The sequence below is a fragment of the Candidatus Accumulibacter vicinus genome (genome assembly GCF_000584955.1).
GTDB lineage: Bacteria > Pseudomonadota > Gammaproteobacteria > Burkholderiales > Rhodocyclaceae > Accumulibacter > Accumulibacter vicinus.
This window is the reverse complement of record NZ_JDSS02000028.1, coordinates 71,796-96,529: the sequence shown is the minus strand read 5'-3', so window position 1 is coordinate 96,529 and position 24,734 is coordinate 71,796. Positions and strand designations below refer to the sequence as shown.

The following is a 24,734-nucleotide window of genomic DNA, read 5'->3' as shown; positions in this document are numbered from 1 at the left end:
TGTTAACGCTAATTTTTTGGCTTCGTTATCCCGAACTGACGTTAACGTAACGACGACCCGACGCCATGCACCTGCGCAAGCACGACCTTCTGCAATTGAACGACGAGTGGCTGAAGAGGCGGCCGGCGGAGCGATTGCTGGAGGTATCGAAGCGTCTGCTGGACGACGTCAAAGAGTGACATGATTGGCTGCACAAAAACCCGGACAACAGGCTCGCGTCCGCCCACCAGTCAGGCACTTTGGGAGAGCGCCAGCAAGGCGAGGTGGATCAGGATTCGGCTCCTGAGATCGACACGGAAGAAGCGGCTGCTGAACAGCCGAGGAAGATGCGGCCAAACCAGTAGTGAAGCCATCATCCATGGGTCTCGAAATACCTGTCGACGGGATGATCAACCTGGTGCGGCAGAGCATCGATGAGAGCAGCTTGCCGTCAGCCTTCTGGAACGATCGGCCTATTTGGCGCTGCGCGGCGGCCCGGCCAATGCAGTGTAAACACCCAGGCCTATGAACACGCCGCCTCCCAGGCGGCGACCTAGGCGACCCACTCCTTTACCGTGCAGAACGGGCGCAACCACGGCGGCAGCCAAAGCGTAGGCGCTGTCTGTCACGGCAGCGATTGCCACGAAGAGGAAACCAAGCATCACTCCTTGAAGCATCGGCGGCGCCTCTGGGCTCAGAAACTGGGGCAGGAACGCGGCAAAGAAAACAGTGGTCTTGGGATTCAGGAGGGCAACCACGAAACCTTCATGGAACACGCGGCCCAGTGGTGAGGCGGCAGTGGTGGGGACAGCGCGCTCGGCCGAGGGAGAACGGAGCATTTGTACACCCAGGTAAATGAGGTAGAGAGCGCCAGCATACTTGACCATGGAGAAGGCCAGGGACGAGACCGAAAACAATGCGGCAAGGCCGACTGATGCAGCGATGGCGTTGCCAAGGTTGCCGAGCGCGACGCCGGCTACCGACACCAAGCCGAAACGGCGACCCTGCACGAGACTGCGTGTAACGATGTAGAGCACGCCGGGGCCTGGTGTGACCGCGAGGACCAAGCTCGCCACAAGAAATGCCGAGAACAGCGGCCAAGGTGGAAATAGATCGGTCATTGCGACAACCTTGAATGACGTTCCACTATCCGCGGAACGGGAGGTTCGGGATGACGCTGGCAGTCGGGAAGCAGTCGCACCAACAAGGGATACAGGTTGTGCCGCTGTGTGACCATACGCATCATCCTGAAAACGAGAAAAGGGCCAGGTATTTCTACCTAACCCTTCCTCTTGATTCCATTGGCGCGCCCGGAGCGATTCGAACGCCCGACCCCTTGGTTCGTAGCCAAGTACTCTATCCAACTGAGCTACGGGCGCCTTGCCGTGTTTGAGGGCGAGATTATACCCAGCCGGTTCGCCCCACTCAAGCACTATTTGCACTGCCCGGCGTGGCCTGGGCCGATGTTCTGCCCAGGCATGCCGGATGGAATCGGTCGCCGGGCCCTGCGAGGACTGGATCCGGGTTCAGCCCAGGGCTCGTCCGACGATCTCGTGAACATCGGATGACAGTCCGTCGATTGCCTGCAGGCTTTCGAGCGCCGAGCGCGCGTGCCCCTGCCGGGTCGCGTCAAACTTGCGCCAGCGATCGAAGCGCCGGGTCAGACGCGCGGCCACCTGCGGGTTGAGGGCGTCAATCTGGCCGATCTGCGTAGCGAGGAAATGGTATCCGCTGCCGTCGGCAGCATGAAAACGTACGTGGTTGTTGCCGAAGGTGTTGATCAGCGCGTAGACCTTGTTCGGATTGTGCAGGTCAAAAGCAGGGTGGCTCAGCAGGCGCCGTACCGTTGCCAACGTCTCGGGTAGGCGGCTTGACGCCTGTACCGACAGCCACTTGTCCACCACCAGCGCTTCGTCATGCCAACGCTCGTAGAAGGTGGCCAGGGCTTCCGTGCATTCGTGGCAGTCGTATTGGGCAAGCGTGCCGAGGGCGGCGAACTGATCGCTCATGTTGTCGGCTGACGCAAACTGACGCAGCGCCAGGGTCCGCATTTCGGCGTCATCGAGTTCGTTGAGATAGCCCAGGCAGAGGTTGCGCAGCGCGCGCCTGCCGGCAGCGGCGGGGGTCGGCTGATAGGGGCCGTTCGGTCGCAGCGACTCGTAGCACTGGCGCAACTCGTCGTGAAGTTGTTCGGCAAGGAAGCGGCGCAGACCGTTGCGGGCTGCGTGCAGTGCATCCGGGTCGACGGCCGCGACTTCCTCGGCGAGCGTCGCTTCGCCGGGCAGCGTCAGGACTTCGGCAGCGAAAGCCGGGTCTGCCGAGGCTTGTCCAAGAACCTGTGCGGCGGCGGCAGCGAAGCTCTGCGGCCAGCGCACCGGCCGACCGGCGGTCAGGTCTTCGGCGGCCGCCAGGATCAGTCGGCTGGCCAGGCGCTGTCCGGCTTCCCAGCGGTTGAAGGGGTCGCTGTCGTGGGTGAGGAGGTGGCTCAGGTCTTCATTGCGCCAGTCGTAATCGAGAATCACCGGCGCTGAAAAGTCGCGTAACAGCGAAGGGATCGGGGCGACCGGCAGATCTTCGAAGACGAACTGCTGTTCGCCGGCCGTCAGTGAGAGAACGCGCGTTGTCCGGCCGCGCTCGGCGCAAAGGCTTTCTCCCAGCAGCCGCAGCGGCAGGTCGGCGCCGTCCGGACCGTTGAGGCCGATCGCCACCGGGATGTGGAAAGGCTCGCCAGGTGCCGTCGGACGTGACTGCGACAGCGTCAACCGGTAGCGCTGCGAGCCTGGGTCATAACTGCCGCTGGCGCGCAGCCGCGGCGTACCGGCGTGGTCGTACCAGCGCCTGAATTGCGTGAGGTCAACGCCCGAGGCATCGGCCATGGCGGCGACGAAATCGTCACAGGTCACGGCCTGACCGTCATGGCGCTCGAAGTAGAGGTCCATGCCACGCCGGAAGGCGGGCCTGCCGATCAGCGTCTGGATCATGCGCACCACTTCGGCGCCTTTTTCATAGACGGTGCTGGTGTAGAAATTGTTGATCTCGATGTAGGAGTCGGGGCGTACCGGATGCGCCATCGGGCCGGCGTCTTCGGGAAACTGCGCGGCGCGCAGGGCGCGGACTTCGCGGATGCGGGTGACCGCGCGGCTGTGCATGTCGGCGCCGAATTCCTGGTCGCGGAAGACGGTCAGTCCTTCCTTGAGCGAGAGCTGAAACCAGTCGCGACAAGTCACGCGATTGCCGGTCCAGTTGTGGAAGTACTCGTGCGCGACGACACGGTCGATGTTCTGGTAATCGCCATCGGTGGCGGTGTCGCTACGGGCCAGTACGTACTTGGTGTTGAAGATGTTCAGGCCCTTGTTTTCCATCGCGCCCATGTTGAAGTCGCCGACGGCGACGATCATGTAGTGATCCAGGTCGCATTCGAGCCCAAAGGTTTCCTCGTCCCAGCGCATCGCGCGCTGCAGGGCGTTCATCGCGTGCGCGCACTGATCGAGCTTGCCGGGCTCGACATACACCGCCAGTTGCACGCTGCGCCCGCTGGCAGTGGTGAAACGGTCGCGCAGCACTTCGAGGCGAGCGGCAACCAGTGCGAACAGATAGCAGGGTTTGGCAAAAGGGTCTTCCCACTTTGCCCAGTGGCGGTCGAGGCCTTCGTCACCCCTGCCGACCGGGTTGCCGTTCGCCAGCAGCACTGGCAGGCTCTCCTTGTCGGCGTGCAGGGTGACGGTGTAGCGCGACATGATGTCCGGACGATCCGGGAACCAGGTGATTCTGCGGAAACCCTGTGCCTCGCACTGTGTGAAGTAGCCATCCTTCGAGCGAAAGAGTCCGGAGAGGCTGGTGTTGTGGTCGGGATCGATCCGTGTCAGCGTGCTCAACAGCAGCGCATCCGGCGGGTTGTCGATGATCAGCGCCGAGTCGGTGCAGGTGTAGTCGTTTGCACCGAGCGGCTGTCGATCGATGGCAACCGAAAGCGTTGCCAGCCCATGGCCGTCGAGTTGCAGCGGCTGCCCGGGCGCCACCGCCGGATTGCGCCGCAATTGCAGGTGGCTAGTGACCAGGACTGCGTCGGCGTGAAACTGCACGTCGAGGTCCACACGATCGACCAGGAAGGGGGGTGGAGTGTAATCCTGGCGATGGATGATCTGCGGGGTTTCGGTTTTCATCACGTGTCCATGTCTTTCTGCCAGTCGTGCCTGTCTGGCGACGACGATCGGTCAAGGCTTGTTGAGCAGGCCGGAGCGGCGCAGTTGCTCGGCGATGCCGTCCGCAAGTTTGCGGTAGCCACCGGCATTGGGGTGAATGGGGTCGGCCTTCAGCGTCGGGTCAGAGAGAATGGCGGCGAGAACGCCTTCGACCAGTGGCAGTCTTTCTTCTTTGGCCAGCTCGGCGTAGATCGCCGAATCGGGTAGCCTGCCGGTTGCCGCACCGATCAGCGAGAGCCTGGGCACGGCGACCAGAACGACCTGGCTGCCGGACTGCCTGATGGCCCTGACGATGGCGCGCAGATCGTCCTTGACGGCCGCTTCCGGGCGCCTTCGGAGGAAGTCGTTGCCGCCGATTTCGACGATCACCAGCGCCGGCCGGGTCTGGGCAATCGCTGCGTCAATTCTCGCCTGGGCAGCGTCTGCCGTATCGCCCGGGATACCGGCGTTATGGACCTGCCAGCCGCTGATCGCCGCGAGTCGAGCCGGATAGTCCTCCCCCGGAGCGGCGCCACTACCGAAGGTAATGCTGTCGCCAAAGGCAAGGACCGGGCTGCCTGGCGGCAGCAACGCCAGCCGTGCCGAGTCGTGGCAACCGGCGAGGAGGAGCATGGCGAACAACAGCAGGCGGAGGCGACTCATGGCCTGTCAATCGGGCAGATACACGACCTTCGGATCACGGCAGCTCGTCGCGATGCAGCAGGAAGACATACTGATCGCCAGCGCTGGTGTCGAGCCAGGTGAAGGGCGTCGCCGGAAAAGCGGCTTCCAGGGCATCGCGATTATGGCCGATTTCGACGACCAGCAGACCGTTTGGCCGCAGATGCTGGCGCGCGCCGGCAAGGATTGCGCGCGTCAGATCGAGTCCATCCGGACCGCTGGCCAGCGCCAGTTCGGGCTCGCGTCGATATTCCTCGGGAAGGGTGGCCATCGACGCGGCATTGACGTAGGGCGGATTGGCGATGATCAGGTCGTAGCGCTTGCCCTTGAGGGCGGCGAAGAGATCCCCTTCGACGAGCCGGATCTGCGCTGCGAGATCGTAGTCGTTAACGTTGCGCCGCGCCACCGCGAGTGCCTCCGGCGAGATGTCGACGGCGTCGATGCGGGCGGCCGGGAAAGCGTGTGCCGCGAGGATCGCGAGACAGGCCGATCCGGTACAGAGGTCGAGAACGGCAGTCACCGCGTGGGCATCGTCGATCCAGGGCGTCAGTTGCTCGCGCAGCAGCTCGGCGATGAACGAACGCGGAACGATCACCCGCTGGTCCACATAAAAACGATATTCGCCCAGCCAGGCCTCGTTGGTCAGGTAGGCGACCGGCAGCCTCTCCCGGATTCGGCGATCGATGACCTGCAGCACGGCGGCCCGTTCGTCACTGGTCAGGGTTGCGTCGAGAAAGGGTTCGAGTCGCTCCAGGGGCAGGTGCAGGCTGTGCAGCAGCAGGTAGGCGGCTTCGTCCCAGGCGTTGTCGGCACCGTGGCCGAAAAACAGTTGCGCCTCGTTGAAGCGGCTGACCGCAAAGCGCAGCAGGTCGCGCAGCGTCGACAGTTCGGTCTGGGCCTGCTCAAACATCGGCGGGTAACAACGCTTCGATCATCCGCAGATAGATCGCAGCGAGTTGCGGCAGGGCGGCGACCTCGACGCATTCGTTGACCTGGTGAATGGTGGCATTGACCGGACCGATCTCAAGCACCTGCGGACAGATCTCGGTGATGAAGCGACCGTCCGAGGTACCGCCGCTGGTCGATAGTTCGGCGGCATGGCCGGTTTCCGCACGAATCGCCCGCAGGGCGGCGTCGATCAGGGCGCCACGGCCGGTGAGGAAGGGCCTGGCCCCCAGCGTCCAGACGATGTCGTGGTCCAGCCCATGCCGTTCGAGCAGCGCACACAGACGGGTCTGCAGTTGTTGCGGCGTGCTGGCGGTCCCGAAGCGGAAGTTGAAGTCGATCTCGACACGGCCGGGAATGACATTGTTGACGCCGGTGCCGGCGTGGATGTTCGAGACCTGCCAGGTGGTCGGTGGGAAAAACTCGTTGCCGTCATCCCAGGTGATGTTCGCCAGTTCGGCAATCGCCGGCGCAACCAGATGGATCGGGTTTTTCGCCAGATGGGGATAGGCGATGTGGCCCTGCACACCCTTGACGGTCAGTTTTCCCGAGAGCGAGCCACGTCGGCCATTCTTGATCATGTCGCCGAGGCTGTGGAGCGCTGTCGGCTCGCCGATGATACAGTAGTCGATCAGCTCGCCACGCCGCTGCAGCGCATCGATGACGGCGGCGGTGCCGTCGATGGCGTCGCCTTCCTCATCGGAAGTGAGCAACAGGGCAAGCGAACCGCGATGGGATGGACGGGCAGCGACGAAAGCCTCCACAGCGGTCACGAAAGCGGCCAGCGAAGCCTTCATGTCGGCAGCGCCTCGCCCATACAGCAGGCCGTCTCTGCGTACCGGCTGAAACGGATCGCTGTGCCATTGTTCCAGAGGTCCGCTCGGGACAACGTCGGTGTGGCCGGCCAGACAGAGCAGCGGGCGGCGGTCGCCGCGGCGTGCCCAGAGGTTGCTGACGCAGCCGCGATTCATGAATTCGCAGTGAAAACCGACGGCTTCAAGACGGTTGGCGACGATCTGCTGGCAACCGGCATCTTCGGGAGTGATCGATCGACAAGCGATCAGCTGCTCGGCCAATGCCAGCGTGGGATCACGAGCGACTGCCTTGGTTCCGTCACCGCTTGCCATCTCGGGCTTCCTGAGTTGCGCTCTCAGCTTCGTCGAGGCTGAGCGTAAACTCCTTGTACGAGGGGCTGGATGGGTTGGTTCCGGAGAGATCGAACACGGTTTCTTGCCGCTGCTTGTCTTCACTTCCCGATGCGCCGGTCGCTTCGAAGTTGTTGATCAGCCAGGACAGATTGGTGGGTGAGTCGGCATTGAGCAGCGCTTCCTGCAGCGTGATCACGTCGCTTCGGTAAAGCCGGACGAGATCCTGTTCGAAGGTCTGCGACCCCGGTGCGAGACTCTGTTCCATTGCTTCCTTGAGGGCCGGGATGTCGCCCTGCTCGATCAGTTCCTGCACGTGATAACTGTTGAGCAAAACCTCGACTGCCGGCGTCTGCTGACCATCCTTCTTCTTGACCAGACGCTGCGAAACGATGGCCTTCAAGCTGACCGAGAGGTCCATGTACAAGGCATTCCGGCTATCGCTCGGAAAAAAGTTGATGATCCGGTTGAGTGCGTGATAGCTGTTGTTGGCATGCAGCGTGCCGAGACAGAGGTGGCCAGTCTGTGCGTAGGCCATCGCTGCCTGCATGGTTTCCATGTCACGGATTTCGCCGATCAGGATGCAGTCGGGGGCTTGCCGCATGGCGTTCTTCAAGGCATGCTCCCAGCCGAGGGTATCCATGCCGATCTCGCGCTGGTTGACCAGCGATTTCTTGTGCCTGAACAGATACTCGATCGGATCTTCGATGGTGAGAATGTGACCCGTACAACTGCTATTCCGATAGTCGAGCATCGACGCCAGGGTGGTCGATTTTCCTGAGCCCGTCGAGCCGACGATCAGAACCAGGCCGCGCCTTTCCATGACCAGGTCGGCCAGTACCGACGGTAGCCCCAGGGTGTCGAGCGCCGGGATGTTGCCTACCACGTAACGCACGACGATCGAGATCGAGCCGCGCTGCCGGAACAAATTGATACGGAAATTGCCGAGCCTGGCGATGCCGAACGAGAGGTTCATCTCCTTCGTCGCTTCGAAGGTCGCGGCCTGCTCCGGACTCAACAGTTCGGTGGCGATCTTCTCGATCATCTCCGGCGCCATGACCTGCTGATTGACCGGTACGGTCGTGCCCTGAATCTTGATGTGGATCGGCGCGCCCGCGCAGATGAAGATGTCCGAGGCGCGCCGGTCGGCCATCACATGAAAAAGCTTGTCGAGAATCATTTGCTCGCCGCCGGATCAGGAATCGATGCGCGAGCGATCAGTCGCCGCGCAGCAGATCATTGATGCTGGTCTTGGCGCGTGTGCCAGCATCCACCTTCTTGACGATGACCGCACAGTAAAGGCTGTAACTGCCGTCCCTGGCGGGCAGGTTGCCGGCAACGACGACCGACCCCGGCGGCACGCGGCCATAGCTCACCGTACCGGTTTCACGGTCATAGATCTTGGTGGACTGACCCAGATAAACGCCCATCGAGATCACCGAACCTTCGCCGACGATGACGCCCTCGACAACTTCCGAACGGGCGCCAATGAAGCAATTATCCTCGATGATCGTCGGGTTGGCCTGCAGAGGCTCAAGCACTCCACCGATACCGACCCCCCCCGAGAGGTGTACATTCTTGCCGATCTGTGCACAGGAACCGACCGTTGCCCAGGTGTCGACCATCGTGCCTTGATCGACATAAGCGCCGATGTTGATGTACGAGGGCATCAGCACCACGTTCTTGCCGATGAAAGCGCCGCGGCGGGCAGTGGCCGGTGGAACGACGCGGAAACCGCCACGCGCAAACCGTTCGCTGTCGTAACTGGCAAACTTGTTCGGTACCTTGTCGAAATAGCGCATCGCGCCGCCATCGAGCAGCATGTTTTCCTGCAGCCGGAACGAAAGCAGCACGGCCTTCTTGATCCATTGGTGGGTAAACCAATCGCCAGCAATCTTTTCGGCTACGCGCAGGGTGCCTTCGTCGAGCTGGCTGATGACACTTGCCACGGCATCGCTGATGGCTGTCGGTGCTTGACCGGGTTGCAGCGAATTGCGATTCTCCCACGCCTCATCGATGATCTTCTGGATTGCCTGCATGACTGTCTTCCTAGAGTTTTGCAATGAATGAACGGATACGCCTGGCGGCTTCGACGCAGTCGGTGAGTGGGGCGACGAGTGCGATTCGCAGGTAGCCTGCGCCCGGATTGATTCCCTGGGCAGTGCGCGCCAGGTAGCTTCCAGGCAGCAGGATCACATTATAGTCGGCGAGCAGCGCACGAGCGAAATCACGGTCACCAAGCGGTGCTCTGGCCCAAAGGTAGAAGCCGGCGTCGGGCATGGCGGTGGCCAGGACATCGCTCAGGAGTGGCGTGACCGCCGCGAATTTTTCCGTATATTGGCGGCGATTTTCGACGACGTGCGCCTCGTCGTTCCAGGCCGCAACGCTGGCGGCCTGGACTGCCGGACTCATCGCACTGCCATGATAGGTTCGGTAGAGCAGAAACGACTTGAGGGTCTCGGCATCGCCAGCAACGAAGCCCGAACGCATGCCGGGAACATTGGATCGCTTGGACAGGCTGGAGAACATCACCAAGCGCTCGAAATCGCGACCGAGCAGACGGGCGGCCTGCAGGCAGCCGAGCGGCGGCCTGGTTTCGTCGAAGAATATCTCCGAGTAGCATTCGTCCGAGGCAATCACGAAGCCATACCGGTCGGCAAGGGCGAACAACTGTTTCCAGTCATCGAGGCCAAGCACCTTGCCGGTCGGGTTACCCGGCGAGCAGACGAAGAAGAGCTGTACACGCTGCCATTCGGTCTCGCTCAGCGCTGCGAAGTCGAATGCGTAATTGTTGCTCGGCAGGGTGTTCAGAAAACGCGGTTCGGCACCGGCGAGGTAAGCCGCGCCCTCATAGATTTGGTAGAAGGGGTTGGGGCTGACGACCAGCGGCGTGTAGCCCCGCGACGCATCGACAATCGTCTGGGTAAAGGCAAACAAGGCCTCGCGTGAGCCATTGACTGGAATCACCTGGGTTTCCGCGTCGATACCCGGCAGGCCGTAGCGGCGCTGCAGCCAGGCGGCAATGCTGCGGCGCAATTCGCCGCTGCCCAGGGTGCTGGGATAACTGGCCAGTCCGCCGAGCCCGGCGCTCAGCGCGTCCTTGATGAACGCCGGCGTTGCGTGCTGCGGTTCGCCAATCGACAGCCTGATCTCGCGGTACCGAGGGTTCGGCGTGACGCCGCTAAAAAGCTGTCGCAACTTCTCGAAGGGATAAGGTTGCAGCTTGCTGAGGTGGGGATTCACTGGCTCGTACGTCTCATGCCGGGACGCTGGATTATAAGGGCTACGTGCAGCGGAATGGTGACGGAGCGTCCGGGGAGTTTGCCGCCCTATGCCGCCGACAATGCTCCGCAGCACCGCTTGTATTTCTTGCCACTGCCACAAGGACAGGGCTCATTTCGACCAGTTCTGGCCTGCTCATGGCGAAAGGTCTTGACGCTGCGCTGCGCGATCCAGAAGCGGTGTATGTTGGTTACCGCCTGTGGCAACTGGTCTTCGCATTCTTCTCGCAAGCGTTCGAGTTCTCTGCCCGACAGCCATTCCTCGCCGGCTTCACCGGCCGCCGCTTCGGCGTCGCCAGTGAGCATGAACAGCGGGAAGAGTTGCTCGTCAAGGTAGGCGATCTCTTCGCTGTCTTCCTTGTCATCGTTTGCCCCAAGCGCTTCGAACCAGCCTAGCGGCGCCGAATCGATGCCGTGCAGATAGGCCTGGCACCAGGGTACGTAGTCGCTGGGAGAATTTTCGTCTTCGTCCTGGGCATATAGCAGCAGCATGAGAGGTTCGCCGCTGGCCAGTTCGGACTGCAACTGGGTGGCGAGCAGGTGCAGCAAGTCGGCGGCTTCGCGCCCGGCAGCACTGGTGATCGCCTCCGCACCGCCCAGTATTTCGTTCAGCCACTGCGCTTCGGGCGTTGGTTGTGGGCCCGATAACGCTGCGCAGAGGTAGCCTTGTGCTTCGTCAAGGCGCATCGACTGGGCAAGCGCGGGTTCTTCGAGCAGTTGCTCAAGACGCAGGAGTTGCTGGTCGGTGATCATGATCTCAGCCACGGGTATTGGATTGGCTGGCGAAGTCGGCGAGTTGCACCATCGGCGCGGGTGTCCAGCCTGCCTGGCGGTGATCGGCAATGATTGTGGTAAATACGCCGCCACGCACGTAGAAGCGCGCCGTCAGTCGCATGTAGCGCGGTTGCGTGGCGCTTGCCAGATCGTCCAGGATGCGGTTGGTGACTTCCTCGTGAAAGCAGCCAGTGTTGCGGAAGGACCAGATATAGAGCTTCAGGCTCTTGAGTTCGACACAGGTCTGGTCCGGAATGTAATCGAGAAGCAGGGTCGCAAAATCCGGCTGGCCGGTTTTTGGGCACAGACAGGTGAATTCCGGGATTTCCATGTGAATATGGAAATCCCGTTGCGGCGCCGGATTGGGAAAGGTTTCGAGGGTGCTGGCCGATGTGATGGTCATGGTCATTCCGAGTGGCATCCAGTGGGAAACGAATCGGGCAGGCGGAGTGTTATTATAAGCGCTTACAATGGCATTCCGCAGGAATATTCGCGGGTTGTCCACCTCCAGGGTGCGGGGTGACACCCGCGTGGCACCATGTTTTTTCCGATCTCTTCTGGCGCGGCTGCCGCGGTCGCGTTCTGGTTCATGCGCCTGACCAAACTGAAACTTGCCGGCTTCAAATCCTTCGTCGATCCGACGACCATTGCGCTGCCTGGACAACTCGTCGGGGTGGTCGGCCCGAATGGTTGCGGCAAGTCCAACGTGATGGATTCGGTGCGCTGGGTGCTCGGCGAATCGAAAGCCTCGGAGCTGCGTGGCGAATCGATGCAGGACGTGATCTTCAACGGTTCGGGAAGCCGCAAACCGGTATCGCGAGCAGCGGTCGAACTGGTCTTCGACAACTCGCTCGGACGCCTCTCGGGACAGTGGTCGCAGTATGCGGAACTGTCGGTCCGGCGGCTGCTGACGCGCAACGGCCAATCCGAGTACTACATCAACAACCTGCATGTCCGTCGCAAGGATGTCACCGACCTTTTTCTCGGTACCGGCCTGGGGCCGCGCGCCTACGCGATCATCGGCCAGGGAACCATCTCGCGAATCATCGAGGCCAAGCCCGACGAGCTGCGGGTATTTCTCGAAGAGGCGGCCGGAGTGACCCGCTACAAGGAAAGGCGCAAGGAAACCGAGAACCGTCTCGCCGATACGCGCGAGAACCTGGCTCGAGTCGAAGATATCCGCCTTGAACTCGGTTTGCAGATGGAACGGCTCGAAGGTCAGGCCAGCATCGCCCGCCAGTATCGCGAATACCATGCAGAACTGACCAGAAAGCAGCAATTGCTGTGGTTCCTGCGGCGCAATGAAGCCCAACTCGAGCGCGAACGACTGGCGCGCGAGGTCGACCTGGCAAGCGTCGATCTCGAAGCCAGAAACGCTGCTTTGCGTGCTCTCGAGAGGCGTCTCGAGGAGGCCAGGGAAGCCCATTTTGCCGCCAGTGATGGCGTGCATGTGGCACAGAGCGGCCTTTTTGCGGCCAATGCTGAAGTCGCACGCCTCGAAGCCGAGATCCGTCACCGCCAGGAGTCGCAGCGCGAGCATGAGATGCGGCTGGCAAAGCTGACCGAAGAGCGGGCGCATTGGCAGGCGCAGGCCGGCAATCTGGCGAATGACGATGAACGTTGGCAGGATCTGCTGGCACTTGCCGACGCACGTGTCGAGCAGGGCCGGTTGCGCCTCGAAGCGTGCCAGGAGCGCTTGCCGCTGGCCGAGGAAAGATATGTTTCTGCGCTGGCAGCGGTCAACCGCCAGCGCGCCGAGGTAGCCCTGGCCGAACAGCGCCTGCACGTCGAACAGGCGAATCGTGGGCACGCGCAGCGTTCGTTGCAGAGAGTCGTCGGCCACCGCGAACGTCTGGCCGCCGAACGTGCGGTGCTGGTGGCTCCCGATCTCGCGGACCTTGCCGCCCGGCAGGCGGCGCTTGCCGAATTGCGCGAGCGGATTGTCGAGGCACTGGCAAGCCAGAAGGCTCAGCAGGACCAATTGCCGCGTCTTGAGCAGCAGCGGCGCACGATCCTGGCCGAATTCCAGCAAGCGCAGAGGGAACGCGCCGAGGCGCAAGCCCGCAGGATGGCCCTGCAACAATTCCAGCAACGCTTGCAGGCCAACGGCAAACTCGACGACTGGCTGCGCCGGCATGGCTTGCAGCACGGTGAACCCCTGTGGAAAGCGCTGCAGGTCGAAGCCGGTTGGGAAGATGCCGTCGAAGCCGTGCTGCGCGAGCGCCTGGCCGCCTTGCCCGCCGACGCTGCCGACGCGGCGTGGAGCCAGGACCGGCCGAGCGGAAAATTGACGCTGCTTCTGCCGCTGGCCGACGGGAGGCCAGCGGCAACGCCTGCCGACGAACTGCTGTTGGCGCGAATTCACTGCCAAGATGCGGTCTTGTCGGCGATTCTTGCCGACTGGCTTGGCGAGGTGCACAGCGCTCCCGATCTGGCGGCTGCTCTGACTCGTCGCGGCAGCCTGACGGCGAGTGCCTGTTGCGTTACCCCTGGCGGCGACATTGTCAACCGACAGAGTGTGACGCTGTTTGCGCCCGACAATGATGGGCATGGCCTGCTTGAACGCCAGCGCGAGATCGACGCGCTGGTGGCGGTGATTGCCGAGCGTGAGGCAAGCGTCGTACAGGCACAGGAGTGCCTCGGCGAAATCGAAGGGCGCTTCGCCGAAGCGCAGCAAAGCCTGCACGAATCTCGCCAGCAAGTAAGCGCTCTGCAAAACCGGGCACATACACTGCAGGTTGAAGTGCTGCAGCTTGTGCAGGCCAGCGAACGTTTTCGTGAGCGGCAGGCGCAGATCGACGCCAGCCTGGCCGAACTGGCTGCAGAAGAGGAAAACGAGAGCGAACGCCTGGGTATCGCCGACGCAGCCATCGATCGACAACATCAACAGATTCAGGAACTGCAGACGCTGTCCGCTGCAGCGAGGATGCTGCTCGAGCAGACCGAGCGGGCGTTGAAGGACGAGCGTGAAGGGGTCAACCGGGCCGAACGTGAACTGCGCGAAGCCGAGTTCTCACAGCGCGAGTGCAGTAATAAACTGCAGGAACTGGCTGCCAACCGGGAATTGGCGCGCCAGCAGCTCGAACGTCTCGATGCCGAGCTGGCGCGCTGCCAGGAGAGCGCCAGCGCTCGGCAAGCCGACGATCTCGAGCCCTGCCTGCAGGCCGCCCTGGATCATCGCGTCGCCCGCGAGCACGCGCTGGCGAACGCCCGCGATGCGCTTGAAGCTGCAGCGAGTGGCCTGCGCGCACTGGACGAGGAACGTCTGAAGGTCGAGCAGAGCCTCGACCCGCTGCGCCACCGGATCGGCGAACTGAAACTCAAGGAACAGGCGGCCAGCCTTGGTTTCGAGCAGTTCGCGGCGCAACTGGCCGCTGCCAGCGCCGACGAATCCTCGCTGCTGCCCGAGCTCGCGGCGGCGCACCCGACGGCCCTGCAGAGTGCGCTGGCCGCGCTGCAGCGCTCGATCGATGCGCTCGGCGCGGTCAACCTGGCCGCGCTCGACGAACTCGAAGCAGCCCGCGAACGCAAGAGTTATCTCGATGCCCAGTCAGACGATCTGACACAGGCGATGGTGACGCTGGAAAACGCGATTCGCCGCATTGACCGGGAAACACGGGAGTTGCTGCAGAGCACCTACGACTCGGTTAACCGCAGCTTCGGCGAGTTGTTTCCGGTACTCTTTGGGGGGGGGGAGGCGCGTCTGATGATGACCGGCGAGGAGATTCTCGACGCCGGCCTGCAGGTCATGGCGCAGCCACCCGGCAAGAAGAACAGCACGATTCATCTCCTTTCGGGCGGTGAAAAGGCATTAACGGCGATTGCACTGGTATTCTCGATGTTTCAGCTTAATCCGGCGCCTTTCTGCCTGCTTGACGAGGTCGATGCGCCGCTTGACGATACCAACACCGAACGTTTCTGCTCGATGGTACGACGCATGTCCGCCCATACGCAGTTTCTGTTCATCAGCCATAACAAGATCACGATGGAGATGGCGCAACAACTCGTCGGGGTGACCATGCAGGAATCCGGCGTCTCGCGCATCGTCGAAGTCGATATCGAAGAAGCACTGCGCATGCGCGAGCAACTCGTTTAGGAATGAATATGACCGACTTGCAGATGGGTTTGATCGGCCTCGGTGCCGCCGCCGTCGTTGGCGTGCTGGCTTACAACAAATGGCAGGAGCACAAGCACCGAAAACTTGCCGAAACCTTGTTGAGCGCTCGCCAGGCAGATGTTCTGCTCGATGAGCCGACTACGGTGGTGGCTGATGATGCCGACGGGATGACCGCCGGTCCGGATCCGGGGCGGTTCGAACCGCTGCTGAACCCGGCCGCCAGGCCAAACGTCGTGCCTGCGGCGAGGCCGGTACCGGTTGACGACGACGACGAGGCGCTGCCGGCCAGCGCGCGACCAGCGCGGACTGACGAGGAAAGGCCAGTCAAAACCATCAATGAGGTCACGACACCGCTATACCTGCTATCGCCAACGATCGATTACATCGCTGCAATCGAAGTATCCGAACCGGCAGCAGCTTACCAGATTCGTGAAGCACAACGTGCTGCCCTGGCCCGGCTGGGCAAACCCGTGCACTGGATCGGCTTCAACGAACAGGAGCACGAGTGGGAGCCGATTCTCGAAGAGGCCGACAGCGCCTACCGGCACATCCGTATCGGACTGCAGCTGGTCGACCGCCAGGGTCCGGTTCGCGATGGCGACCTGTCGATTTTTCATCTTGCCATGCAGGATCTCGCGACTGAATTGATGGGTTTTGCCGAGCTGCCGCTACGCGAGCCAGCCTTGCGGATAGCGTCGCAACTCGACGAGTTCTGCGCCGGTGTCGACATCCAGATCGGCGTCAATGTGATCAGTCAGGGACAGGTATTTCCGGGCACGAAGTTGCGTGCCCTCGCCGAATCAGCAGGAATGATCATCGACCCGGAAGGCCGGTTTGCCCGTTTTGATGACGAAGGCAGACTGCTGTACGTACTCATCAACCAGGAAACGCAAGGCTTTTCGGCCGAATCGATGCGCACCCTGACGACGCATGGGGTGACCTTCCTGCTCGACGTGCCGCGGGTGGCGAACGGTGATCGCGTCTTGATCCAGATGGTCGAACTGGCAAGACGCTTTGCCGACGCCCTGCACGGCGCGCTGGTCGACGATAACCGACGGCCGTTGTCCGAGGGAAGCATCGAGCCGATTCGTCGGCAGGTGGTGCAGTACCAGACGGCGATGGCGACACGCCAGGTGCCGGCTGGCGGTGCCCTGGCGTGCCGCCTGTTTTCCTGACTTGGAAGCCCCGCGCATGCCTGCCCGCGAGCGCGCTCTGGCCTTGCGGGCCGAGATCGAGGAGCACAACCGCCGCTACTATGTGCTCGATGCACCGCTGCTGAGCGACGCCGAGTACGACCGCCTGTTCCGTGAGCTGCAGGCGCTGGAAGCTGCACACCCCGAACTGGTGAGCGTTGATTCGCCAACGCAAAGGGTCGGCGCGGCGCCGCTGCCCGAGTTCGCGGCAGTAGCGCATGCGACGCCGATGTTGTCGCTCAACAATGCCTTTGCCGACGCAGAGGTGGCCGCATTTGACCGCCGTGTCGGTGAAGGGCTGGCGGTTCATGGCGATCTCGATTATTCGGCCGAGCCCAAGTTCGACGGCCTCGCCGTCAGCCTGACCTACCAGGACGGCATCCTGGTGCGCGGAGCGACGCGAGGCGACGGTGCCACGGGCGAAGATGTCACCGCCAATCTGCGCACCTTGCACAGTATCCCGCTGCACCTGCAGGGCAATGGCTGGCCGGCGCTGCTCGAAGTGCGGGGCGAGGTGCTGTTGTGGCGCAGCGACTTCGAGCGGCTGAACTCGCAGCAGCGCGAAAAAGGGGAGAAGGAGTTCGTCAACCCGCGCAATGCCGCAGCCGGCAGCCTGCGTCAGCTCGACCCACGCATCACGGCAACGCGGCCACTGCGCTTTTTTGCCTATGGCATCGGCCTGGCTGAAGGGACCGACTTGCCGGCAACGCACTCGGCATTGCTCGACCGGCTTGCCGAATGGGGTTTTCCGGTCGCACCGGAACGTCGCCGGGTCAAAGGCCTCGCTGGCCTGCTCGGCTACTATGCCGAGCTCGGCAGGCAGCGCGCCTCGCTGCCTTACGATATCGATGGTGTGGTCTACAAACTGGATGATCTCGCAGCGCAGGAACACCTTGGGTTCGCATCGCGCGCACCGCGTTTTGCGATTGCACACAAGTTTCCGGCCGAGGAAGCGCTCACCGAGTTGCTCGACATCTCGATCCAGGTCGGCCGTACCGGTGCACTGACACCAGTAGCGCGGCTGGCGCCGGTATTCGTCGGCGGCGTGACGGTGAGCAACGCCACCCTGCACAACGAGGACGAGGTGCGGCGCAAGGATCTCCGCATCGGCGATACCGTCGTCGTTCGTCGTGCCGGCGACGTGATTCCCGAAATCGTACGCGTGCAGAGGGAAAAACGGCCCCCCGGAGCGCCCGAATTCAATATGCCGACGAGCTGCCCGGTCTGTGCTTCGAAGGTCGTCCGTAACGCAGAGGAGGCGGTAGCGCGTTGCAGCGGTGGTATCTACTGCCCGGCGCAGCGCAAACAGGCGCTGCTGCATTTTGCTTCGCGGCGTGCAATGGATATCGAAGGGCTGGGTGAAAAACTCGTCGAGCAGCTCGTAGACCATGCCATCGTGCGCACCCCGGCCGACCTCTACCGGCTGGGTTTGCTGGCACTCGCCAAACTCGAACGGATGGCCGACAAGTCGGCGGACAATCTGCTCTCGGCCATTGAGCAAAGCAAGCAGACCACGCTGGCGCGCTTCATTTACGCGCTCGGAATCCGCAACGTCGGCGAAGCCACGGCGCGGGATCTGGCGCGTCATTTCGGCAATCTTGATCGTCTGCTCGCTGCTGACGAAGCCGATCTGCTACAGGTGCCCGACGTCGGCCCGATTGTCGCGCAATGCATCCGCCAGTTCAGCAGCGAGCCGCACAACCTCGAAGTCATCGAGCAATTGCGTGCTGCCGGGGTGGTCTGGCGCGACGGCGAGGCCCCGACGCCGACCGCCAGCGCCAGCACTGGCAAGGTGTTCGTGCTGACCGGTGCATTACCCACGCTGACTCGCGAGGCCGCCAAACAGATGATCGAAACCGCGGGCGGCAAAGTCAGCAGCTCGGTGTCGAAAAAGACCGATTTCGTCGTCGCCGGCGTCGAGGCCGGCAGCAAGCTCGAAAACGCCCGGCGCCTGGGGGTCACGGTCATCGACGAGGCGCAGTTGCTGGGACTGCTGAACTTGGCGCAACCGGTACAATGAAGCCGTTCGTGGCATGGATCGGGCGGTGCGCTGGCGGCAGCGCCGCCTCACCCTCACCAACCCATTCGGAACGTCGATGATCGATCCCCAGCAGGCAATGGCCATTCTCGCTTCGGCCGACCTCATCCACACCGCCGATACCGTCGATGCCGCGGTTCGCCGCGTCGCCCGCGAAATCAGCGAACGCTTGCGTGACCGCAACCCGGTGTTGCTGTGTGTGCTCAAGGGTGGCCTCCCCTTCGCCGGCCATTTGCTGACACAACTGACCTTCCCCCTGGATGTCGACTACCTGCATGTCAGCCGTTATGGCCAGGCCAGGAGCGGTGGTGAGCTATCCTGGCGTATCGAGCCGGAGATCGCGCTGAGCGGCAGAACCGTTCTGGTACTTGACGACATCCTCGACGAGGGGCTGACGCTGGCCGCGATTCGTGATCGCCTGCTGGCGCGGGGTGCTGACGCCTGCTACACGGCAGTTGCCGCAGACAAGCTGATTGGCAAAAAGAAGCCGATTCAGGCCGATTTCGTCGCGCTGAGCGTTCCCGACCGTTTTCTTTTCGGCTATGGCATGGACGTTCGCGGGGCCTGGCGCAACCTGCCGGCGATCTACGCCATGCGGGAGGATTGAGATGCTGGCCATCATCGGCGGCAGCGGGCTGACCCGCCTCGCTAGGCTGGAGGAAGCGGAGCGCCGGCCGGTGGCGACGCCTTACGGGAATCCCTCGGCAGCGCTGACCTTTGGACTGCTCAGTGGCCGGCCGCTGGTTTTTCTGGCACGTCACGGCGACGAACACACGATTCCGCCACATCAGGTGAATTATCGCGCGAACATCTGGGCCCTGCACGAGTGCGCGCCAGCCGGCATCGTCGCGGTGGCTGCGGTCGGCAGCATTCGTTCCGATCTCAGTCCTGGTGATCTGGTGATCCCGCATCAGATCATCGATTACACCTGGGCACGCTCCTCGACCTTCCACGAAGGGCCGCACAGTTCGGTCACGCATGTCGACTTCACCGAGCCCTACGATCGCGCTCTGCGCCGGCAGCTCGTCGACGCGGCGGCAGCGATCGGAGCCAGGGTCAGTGAGGCAGCAGTCTATGCAGCAACACAGGGGCCGCGTCTCGAAACAGCCGCCGAGATCAACCGCCTCGAACGCGATGGCGCCGATGTGGTCGGCATGACCGGCATGCCGGAAGCGGTGCTGGCACGCGAACTGGCGATCCCCTACGCGGCGATCAATGTGGTTGCCAACTACGCTGCGGGACGCGGTGACAGTCGCGAGCTCATCCGCATGGAGGCCATCCTCGCAGTCCTGGAGGGGGCAATGCAGCAGGTACTCGCGATCATCGAGAGGATGCTGACAAGCCATGATTAGAACCGTTCTCAGGATGGGCGACCCGCGCCTTTGGCAGAAGGCCAGACCGGTCGAGCAGTTCAACACCCCGCAACTGCATGCACTGATCGAGGACCTCGAAGAAACCATGCGCCATCTCGACGGCGCCGGTCTGGCCGCACCGCAGATCGGAGTCGGTTTGCGGGTGGTGATTTTCAGTGTCGATGGCAATCCGCGCTACCCGGATGCTGAGCAGGTGCCAAGGACGGTGTTGATCAATCCGGTGCTGACGCCGCTCGCACCGACGATCGAAGAAGGCTGGGAAGGTTGCCTGTCGGTCCCCGGTCTGCGTGGCTGGGTGCCGCGCTGGAGCCATCTGCGCTATACCGGTTGCGACGCTTTCGGTCGGGCGATCGACCGCCGCGTCGCCGGTTTCCACGCGCGCGTGGTGCAACACGAATGCGACCACCTCGACGGCGTCCTCTATCCGATGCGGATCAGGGACTTCAGCCGCTTCGGTTTTGTCGACGAGCTTTTTCCAGGAGGTAGTGCCGGTGCCGTTGAATAGCTCCGGGCTCCCGGTACGCCAGGGGTGTGCGCCGACATGGCCTGAACCGCGCGGAATTGATCTTTGCTGAGGAGGCGAACCGTGAATGTGCCATACCGGATTCTCTTTGTCTGCATGGGCAACATCTGTCGTTCGCCGATCGCGGAAGCGGTGACGCGAACGATGGCGCAGCGGCAGGGGCTGGCGGCGATGCTGCAGCTCGACTCGGCAGGTACGCACGGTCATTACCACGCCGGCGAAGCGCCGGATGTGCGGGCGCGTCGGATCGCAGCCAAGCGGGGATACGATCTCTCCCGATTGCGCGCACGCCCGGTCATCGACGCCGATTTTGATCGTTTCGACCGGATTCTTGGGATGGACGAGAGCAATTTGTTCGCGCTACAACGCCAGTGCCCGGAGGAACACCGGTTGAAGCTGGGCTATTTTCTCGATTACGCCCCGGATCTCGGAATCAACGAAATTCCCGATCCCTATTACGGTGCCGACTCGGGATTCGAACGGGTCCTGGATCTTTGCGAGTGGGCGGCAGCCGGGTTGCTGGCCGACTACAAGCGCAGGTGCATGTCATCGTGACAGGAACGTGTCAGGCATGCCACTCCCTGGATCCAGCCAGCGCTGGCGCACCTCCTGGTGGTGGCGAGCGAACCACCACAGTGCCACCAGTGGCCAGGCGGAGTCAATGCGCCCCTGCTCGGCGAGGACGACTGCCTGTTCGGCCGCCAGGCAGACGACGCGGATATCCTCCCCCTCGTGGGCCAGACCGTGGATGCCGCCAGCGTTGCGGCTATCGACGCGACCCAGGAAGAGGTGAGTGCGCTGCGAGGTTTTGGCCGGGCTGGTGTAGAAGCTGCTGATCGGTAGCAGATCCGTAACCGTGCACCCGGCCTCCTCCATCGCCTCACGGCATGCCACTGCCGCAGGCGTCTCGCCGTTCTCGATCAGACCGGCGACGATCTCCAGCAGCCAGGGCCCGCGCGGGTCAGCGCGGGCGCCGATGCGAAACTGCTCGATCATCACCACTTCGTCGCGCTGCGGGTCGTAGAGCAGCACGGCCGCGACATCTCCCTTCTCGATGGTCTCGCGCACGATCGCAGGACTCATGCCACCGGCGAACAAACGATGGCGCAGCCGCAAGCGCTCCAGCCGGAAAAAGCCCTGATAGCAAATTTCCTGCTCAATAATCTCGACATCCTGCCCGCTCATGCCGGCCTCCTGAAATCTTTGCGCTCAGGGTGGCGTTACCGCAGGCGCTGCTCGACCATCGAGGGCTGCGACTCGGCTGAATTCCCACCCAGAGGCCACTCGACGTTCATACCTGATATTGCCCAACTGCCTTGCGCATGCGGTTCACGGTTGCGGTCAACGTGTCGACCATGGCTCCGGTTTCTCTGGTCACCGCCACGTTCTGTTCGGTCATCAAGGCAACGCGCTCGACATTTTGCGCAAGTTCGGTCATGGCGGCTCGCTGCTCGCTCGAGGAATAAGTGATTTCACTCACCATCCTCACCGTAGTCTGCATCTGCTCATTGATGCCACACAATGCCTGGCGGGCTTCCTGTACCAGACGAACGCTCTCCTCGACTTCATTCGCGCCGCTGCGCATGCACTCCACCGCCTGTTTGGTTTCGTTCTGGATGCTGCCGATCATGCAGCTGATTTCGTGGGTCGCCTTGCCGGTTCGCTCCGCGAGTTTGCGCACTTCGTCGGCAACGACCGAAAAGCCGCGTCCAGCCTCCCCTGCCCGTGCAGCTTCGATGGCGGCGTTGAGTGCCAGGAGGTTGGTCTGGTCGGCCACTTCCTTGATGACGGCGACGATACGACTGATTTCCTCCGAGCGCTGGCCGAGCGACTCTACCTGCTGTGCCGACGCCTTCACCGTTCCGGCCAGCGCCAGAATGGTCTGGCTGGCGCGTAACGACAGTTCCTCGCCGGATTGCGCGACCCCGCCGGCCTTGAGGGCCGCAGCCTCGGTGCTGGCGGCATGCGCCGCCACTTCTCCGATGGATACCGTCATTTCCTCGACGGCGGCCGCCGAAGCCGAGGTGGCGTCGCTTTGCACGGTCGCTGACTGTTTGACGTTCTGCACGCCGGCCTGCACCTGGTTGTTGGCAGCGTCGACCTGTTTGGCAGTGTCCGCCATACCCTGGATCGTGGCCTGCATCGAAGAAATGAACATGTCGGCCAGGCGGGCAATGCGCCCGACGATGTCACGACGGGAAATATTGAGACGTGTCTTGAGATCGCCGGTTGACAGGACCGAATCGAGATAGTCAGCCGTGGCCTGGAGATCGCGCGATACCTTCGGCATCACCCAGAACAGGAAGAACAAGGCATAAAGCACGACCACAGTGGACAGAATGGTTTGCACGTGTTCCAGCGATCGCCCATCCGTCATCCATCCTGCGGCGAGTTCCAGGCCTCCAGAAAGCACTGCCAGCAGGCCCATGATCAGCATTTGCGTCGGCAAGCTGGCGAACCGATCGACCACCCCAGGCAACACACGTTCCACCCGACCGTGCCGGATGCGTAAGGATCGGTCGCCCTTGCGGATCCGTCCATAGGCCTCCTCTGCTGCCGCGATTTCCTGACGTGTCGGGCGTGAGCGCACCGATTGGTAGCCGACTGTCCGACCCTCTTCACGAACCGGCGATACATTCGCAACGACCCAATAATAGCCGCCATCCTTGCGACGGTTCTTGACCAGACCACGCCAGGGGCGACCGGACTTGAGATCGGTCCAGAGGTCGGCGAATGCGGCTTCCGGCATGTCCGGGTGGCGAACCATATTGTGCGGTTGCCCGATCATCTCCGCTCGGGTGTAGCCACTGATCACAGCAAAAGCCTCGTTCGCCTCCTCAATCACCCCCTTGAGGTCAGTGCGCGAGTAGATGAACTCGCCTTCGGGAATGACGGTTTCAATCATGGTCACGGGTTGGTTGTTTCTCATGGCGTCAATGTGCGAAGCTTCTGGTGAAAGGTCTGTGCATGATGCCTAAGTATTGCCGATTCAACAAGCGCCAATGAATCCGTAAGGCAGGCATTCCCGTGTATTCGTCGCCCGGAAAAGCCGGCGGACTCGATTCCGGCGGCTTCGTCCCGCCGCGAGCAATGGGCACGAGGGCCTTGCCTGATATCGAATTACCCCGGACAATCACAGCTTGCAAAGCGGTCCAGGATTCGCCGCTTCGCGACTCTCAAGACCAGCCGCCAGCACGCGATCACCCACATCGCTGCAAGGTGCAGCGCAAGTTCTCCCTGGAGGCCACCTCATGAGCTTCGCCGATATCGCTGCCCTGACGCTGCATGACGTCAAGAACCGTCTTGCCCAACTGGCCGGCCGCGCCGAGGCCCGGGGCGATGTGGATACCCTGCATGAAACCATCAATGCCTCGAATACCCTGACGAGACTGCTCACCTATTACCGATCGGATGTTGGCAGCCTCGCCCTGGACATCGAAGCGCATGCTCCAGCCGACCTTGCCGCCGAGTTGGTCGATGACGTCTGCGTTCGCGGCCGCTGCCGTATCGACCTCGATTGTTCGCAGGCACCGACGCTGTGGTTCTACGACGAAACCGTCGTGCGCATGGTGCTGGCCAACGCCGTGCAGAACGCCGGGCGGTATGCGCGCACGCGCATCGTCATCGAGGTTGCGGAACGTGACGGTTTTCTCGAGTTTCTGGTTCGTGATGACGGCAACGGTTATCGCCAGGAGGTGCTAGACGATGCCAGCGGCGTGGCGGCGCCGGTAACCAGGAACGGCACCGGACTGGGTCTCCGACTGGCCCGACGCATTGCAGAAATGCATGCGAACGCCGGTCAGCAGGGCGAGATCAGGCTTTCTAATGACGGGGGTGCCGTTTTCCGCCTGTTGCTGCCGAAATAGCATCATTGTTGCCCCCTTTGCCAGAAAACCTCATGTGCAAACGAATCCGCGTCCAACAGCCTACCCTGGGGAGGTATCTCAAGAATTTCTGCGCTTCCTGGATGGAACGCGAGTAGGGGTGGACGAGTCGTGCATGCGTGTCGGCCCGGCGATCTGAAGGAGATGGCGGCATGAGCTTTCGCATCCTCAACGCCGGGGATACGGCGCTGACCATCGAGTTTGGCGAGCACATCGAGCGGTACCTGCTGACCGCGGTCGCGGCGCTCGACGCAGCGCTGGCGCGGGCGATCGACCGCGGCGAGCTGCACGGGATCGTCGAAACGGTGCCGACCTTCCGTTCGCTGACCGTCATCTATGACCCCCTGCTGTGCTCTCGCGCCGAAATCGAACCGGTCGTTACGACACACGCAGAGGCTGCACTGCGCTCGTCGGCGGCCAGGGATGAGCAGCGGCGCGGACGTGTCTGGCAATTGCCGGTATGTTACGGCGACGAGATGGCTGCCTGCGGGCCGGATCTCGATGAACTCGCGCAGGCCTGCGGCCTGCCAGCGGCCGAGGTGACTCGTCGGCATGCTTCCGTCACCTACGAGGTCTACATGCTTGGTTTCCAGCCAGGCTTTGCCTTCCTGGGCGATCTG

At 62.5% G+C, this 24,734-nt stretch carries 22 protein-coding genes and 1 tRNA gene; 9 read left to right on the top strand and 14 right to left on the bottom strand.

The features are described from left to right. Positions 1 to 230: 230 nt before the first annotated feature. From CAPSK01_RS23020 to queF, 12 genes are all read right to left on the bottom strand, one after another. Positions 231 to 356, bottom strand: a complete 126-nt coding sequence (locus tag CAPSK01_RS23020; protein ID WP_273703707.1) for a hypothetical protein — start codon at positions 354 to 356, stop codon at positions 231 to 233. A 96-nt stretch (positions 357 to 452) separates the two neighbouring features. After that, positions 453 to 1,100, bottom strand: coding sequence for a LysE family translocator (locus CAPSK01_RS14015; RefSeq protein ID WP_034927801.1), 648 nt, complete (start codon positions 1,098 to 1,100; stop codon positions 453 to 455). 181 nt (positions 1,101 to 1,281) lie between these two features. Beyond that, positions 1,282 to 1,358, bottom strand: a tRNA-Arg gene (locus CAPSK01_RS14010). Positions 1,359 to 1,505: 147 nt separating this feature from the next. Beyond that, the gene (gene pepN, locus CAPSK01_RS14005; protein ID WP_034927799.1) at positions 1,506 to 4,142 is read right to left on the bottom strand and encodes an aminopeptidase N; all 2,637 of its coding nucleotides are present in this window, start codon (positions 4,140 to 4,142) and stop codon (positions 1,506 to 1,508) included. 51 nt (positions 4,143 to 4,193) lie between these two features. After that, positions 4,194 to 4,823: a GDSL-type esterase/lipase family protein gene (locus CAPSK01_RS14000; RefSeq protein ID WP_034927796.1), complete on the bottom strand. Its 630-nt coding sequence runs from the start codon at positions 4,821 to 4,823 to the stop codon at positions 4,194 to 4,196. A gap of 34 nt (positions 4,824 to 4,857) precedes the next feature. Then, positions 4,858 to 5,751: a 50S ribosomal protein L3 N(5)-glutamine methyltransferase gene (gene prmB / locus CAPSK01_RS13995; protein WP_034927793.1), complete on the bottom strand. Its 894-nt coding sequence runs from the start codon at positions 5,749 to 5,751 to the stop codon at positions 4,858 to 4,860. Beyond that, positions 5,744 to 6,913 (bottom strand): succinyl-diaminopimelate desuccinylase, encoded by a 1,170-nt coding sequence (gene dapE, locus CAPSK01_RS13990; protein ID WP_273703706.1) that lies wholly within the window; start codon positions 6,911 to 6,913, stop codon positions 5,744 to 5,746. Before dapE ends, prmB begins: the two co-directional genes overlap by 8 nt. Beyond that, positions 6,900 to 8,111, bottom strand: a complete 1,212-nt coding sequence (locus CAPSK01_RS13985; RefSeq protein ID WP_273703705.1) for a PilT/PilU family type 4a pilus ATPase — start codon at positions 8,109 to 8,111, stop codon at positions 6,900 to 6,902. Before CAPSK01_RS13985 ends, dapE begins: the two co-directional genes overlap by 14 nt. Positions 8,112 to 8,148: 37 nt before the next feature. After that, positions 8,149 to 8,970, bottom strand: a complete 822-nt coding sequence (gene dapD / locus CAPSK01_RS13980; RefSeq protein WP_034927788.1) for a 2,3,4,5-tetrahydropyridine-2,6-dicarboxylate N-succinyltransferase — start codon at positions 8,968 to 8,970, stop codon at positions 8,149 to 8,151. A 10-nt stretch (positions 8,971 to 8,980) separates the two neighbouring features. Then, positions 8,981 to 10,174 carry a succinyldiaminopimelate transaminase gene (gene dapC / locus CAPSK01_RS13975; RefSeq protein WP_034927785.1) on the bottom strand — a complete coding sequence of 398 codons (1,194 nt, stop codon included), beginning with the start codon at positions 10,172 to 10,174 and terminating at the stop codon, positions 8,981 to 8,983. An 86-nt stretch (positions 10,175 to 10,260) separates the two neighbouring features. Continuing rightward, positions 10,261 to 10,965 carry a UPF0149 family protein gene (locus CAPSK01_RS13970; protein WP_034927889.1) on the bottom strand — a complete coding sequence of 235 codons (705 nt, stop codon included), beginning with the start codon at positions 10,963 to 10,965 and terminating at the stop codon, positions 10,261 to 10,263. A gap of 4 nt (positions 10,966 to 10,969) precedes the next feature. Then, positions 10,970 to 11,389: a preQ(1) synthase gene (gene queF, locus CAPSK01_RS13965; RefSeq protein ID WP_034927782.1), complete on the bottom strand. Its 420-nt coding sequence runs from the start codon at positions 11,387 to 11,389 to the stop codon at positions 10,970 to 10,972. A 135-nt stretch (positions 11,390 to 11,524) separates the two neighbouring features. Here queF and smc point away from each other — a divergent pair, with 135 nt between their 5' ends. The 7 genes from smc to CAPSK01_RS13930 all read left to right on the top strand — a co-directional run bounded on the left by smc (position 11,525) and on the right by CAPSK01_RS13930 (position 20,785). Then, positions 11,525 to 15,082, top strand: a complete 3,558-nt coding sequence (gene smc / locus CAPSK01_RS13960) for a chromosome segregation protein SMC (protein WP_337958585.1) — start codon at positions 11,525 to 11,527, stop codon at positions 15,080 to 15,082. 8 nt (positions 15,083 to 15,090) lie between these two features. Continuing rightward, positions 15,091 to 16,278 carry a cell division protein ZipA C-terminal FtsZ-binding domain-containing protein gene (locus CAPSK01_RS13955; RefSeq protein ID WP_034927779.1) on the top strand — a complete coding sequence of 396 codons (1,188 nt, stop codon included), beginning with the start codon at positions 15,091 to 15,093 and terminating at the stop codon, positions 16,276 to 16,278. Between the two features lie 16 nt (positions 16,279 to 16,294). After that, the gene (ligA, locus tag CAPSK01_RS13950; RefSeq protein WP_273703704.1) at positions 16,295 to 18,316 is read left to right on the top strand and encodes an NAD-dependent DNA ligase LigA; all 2,022 of its coding nucleotides are present in this window, start codon (positions 16,295 to 16,297) and stop codon (positions 18,314 to 18,316) included. Positions 18,317 to 18,392: 76 nt separating this feature from the next. After that, positions 18,393 to 18,941: a hypoxanthine-guanine phosphoribosyltransferase gene (locus CAPSK01_RS13945; RefSeq protein ID WP_034927880.1), complete on the top strand. Its 549-nt coding sequence runs from the start codon at positions 18,393 to 18,395 to the stop codon at positions 18,939 to 18,941. 1 nt (position 18,942) lies between these two features. Then, positions 18,943 to 19,686, top strand: a complete 744-nt coding sequence (locus tag CAPSK01_RS13940; protein ID WP_034927776.1) for an S-methyl-5'-thioinosine phosphorylase — start codon at positions 18,943 to 18,945, stop codon at positions 19,684 to 19,686. Further along, entirely contained in the window at positions 19,679 to 20,212 is a 534-nt protein-coding gene (gene def, locus CAPSK01_RS13935; protein ID WP_034927773.1) for a peptide deformylase, read from the top strand. Before CAPSK01_RS13940 ends, def begins: the two co-directional genes overlap by 8 nt. An 81-nt stretch (positions 20,213 to 20,293) precedes the next feature. After that, positions 20,294 to 20,785, top strand: coding sequence for a low molecular weight protein-tyrosine-phosphatase (locus CAPSK01_RS13930; RefSeq protein ID WP_273703703.1), 492 nt, complete (start codon positions 20,294 to 20,296; stop codon positions 20,783 to 20,785). On the opposite strand, the gene CAPSK01_RS13925 is transcribed toward CAPSK01_RS13930, so the two are convergent. Then, the gene (locus CAPSK01_RS13925) at positions 20,777 to 21,415 is read right to left on the bottom strand and encodes an NUDIX domain-containing protein (RefSeq protein WP_273703702.1); all 639 of its coding nucleotides are present in this window, start codon (positions 21,413 to 21,415) and stop codon (positions 20,777 to 20,779) included. The genes CAPSK01_RS13930 and CAPSK01_RS13925 overlap by 9 nt on opposite strands. Before the next feature lie 106 nt (positions 21,416 to 21,521). Continuing rightward, the gene (locus CAPSK01_RS13920) at positions 21,522 to 23,135 is read right to left on the bottom strand and encodes a PAS domain-containing methyl-accepting chemotaxis protein (RefSeq protein ID WP_273703709.1); all 1,614 of its coding nucleotides are present in this window, start codon (positions 23,133 to 23,135) and stop codon (positions 21,522 to 21,524) included. Between the two features lie 346 nt (positions 23,136 to 23,481). On the opposite strand from CAPSK01_RS13920, the gene CAPSK01_RS13915 reads away from it, so the two are divergent. Beyond that, positions 23,482 to 24,096, top strand: coding sequence for a HAMP domain-containing sensor histidine kinase (locus CAPSK01_RS13915; protein ID WP_034927768.1), 615 nt, complete (start codon positions 23,482 to 23,484; stop codon positions 24,094 to 24,096). A 170-nt stretch (positions 24,097 to 24,266) separates the two neighbouring features. Beyond that, on the top strand, positions 24,267 to 24,734 hold a 468-nt coding region (locus CAPSK01_RS13910), incomplete at its 3' end, for a carboxyltransferase domain-containing protein (RefSeq protein ID WP_034927763.1).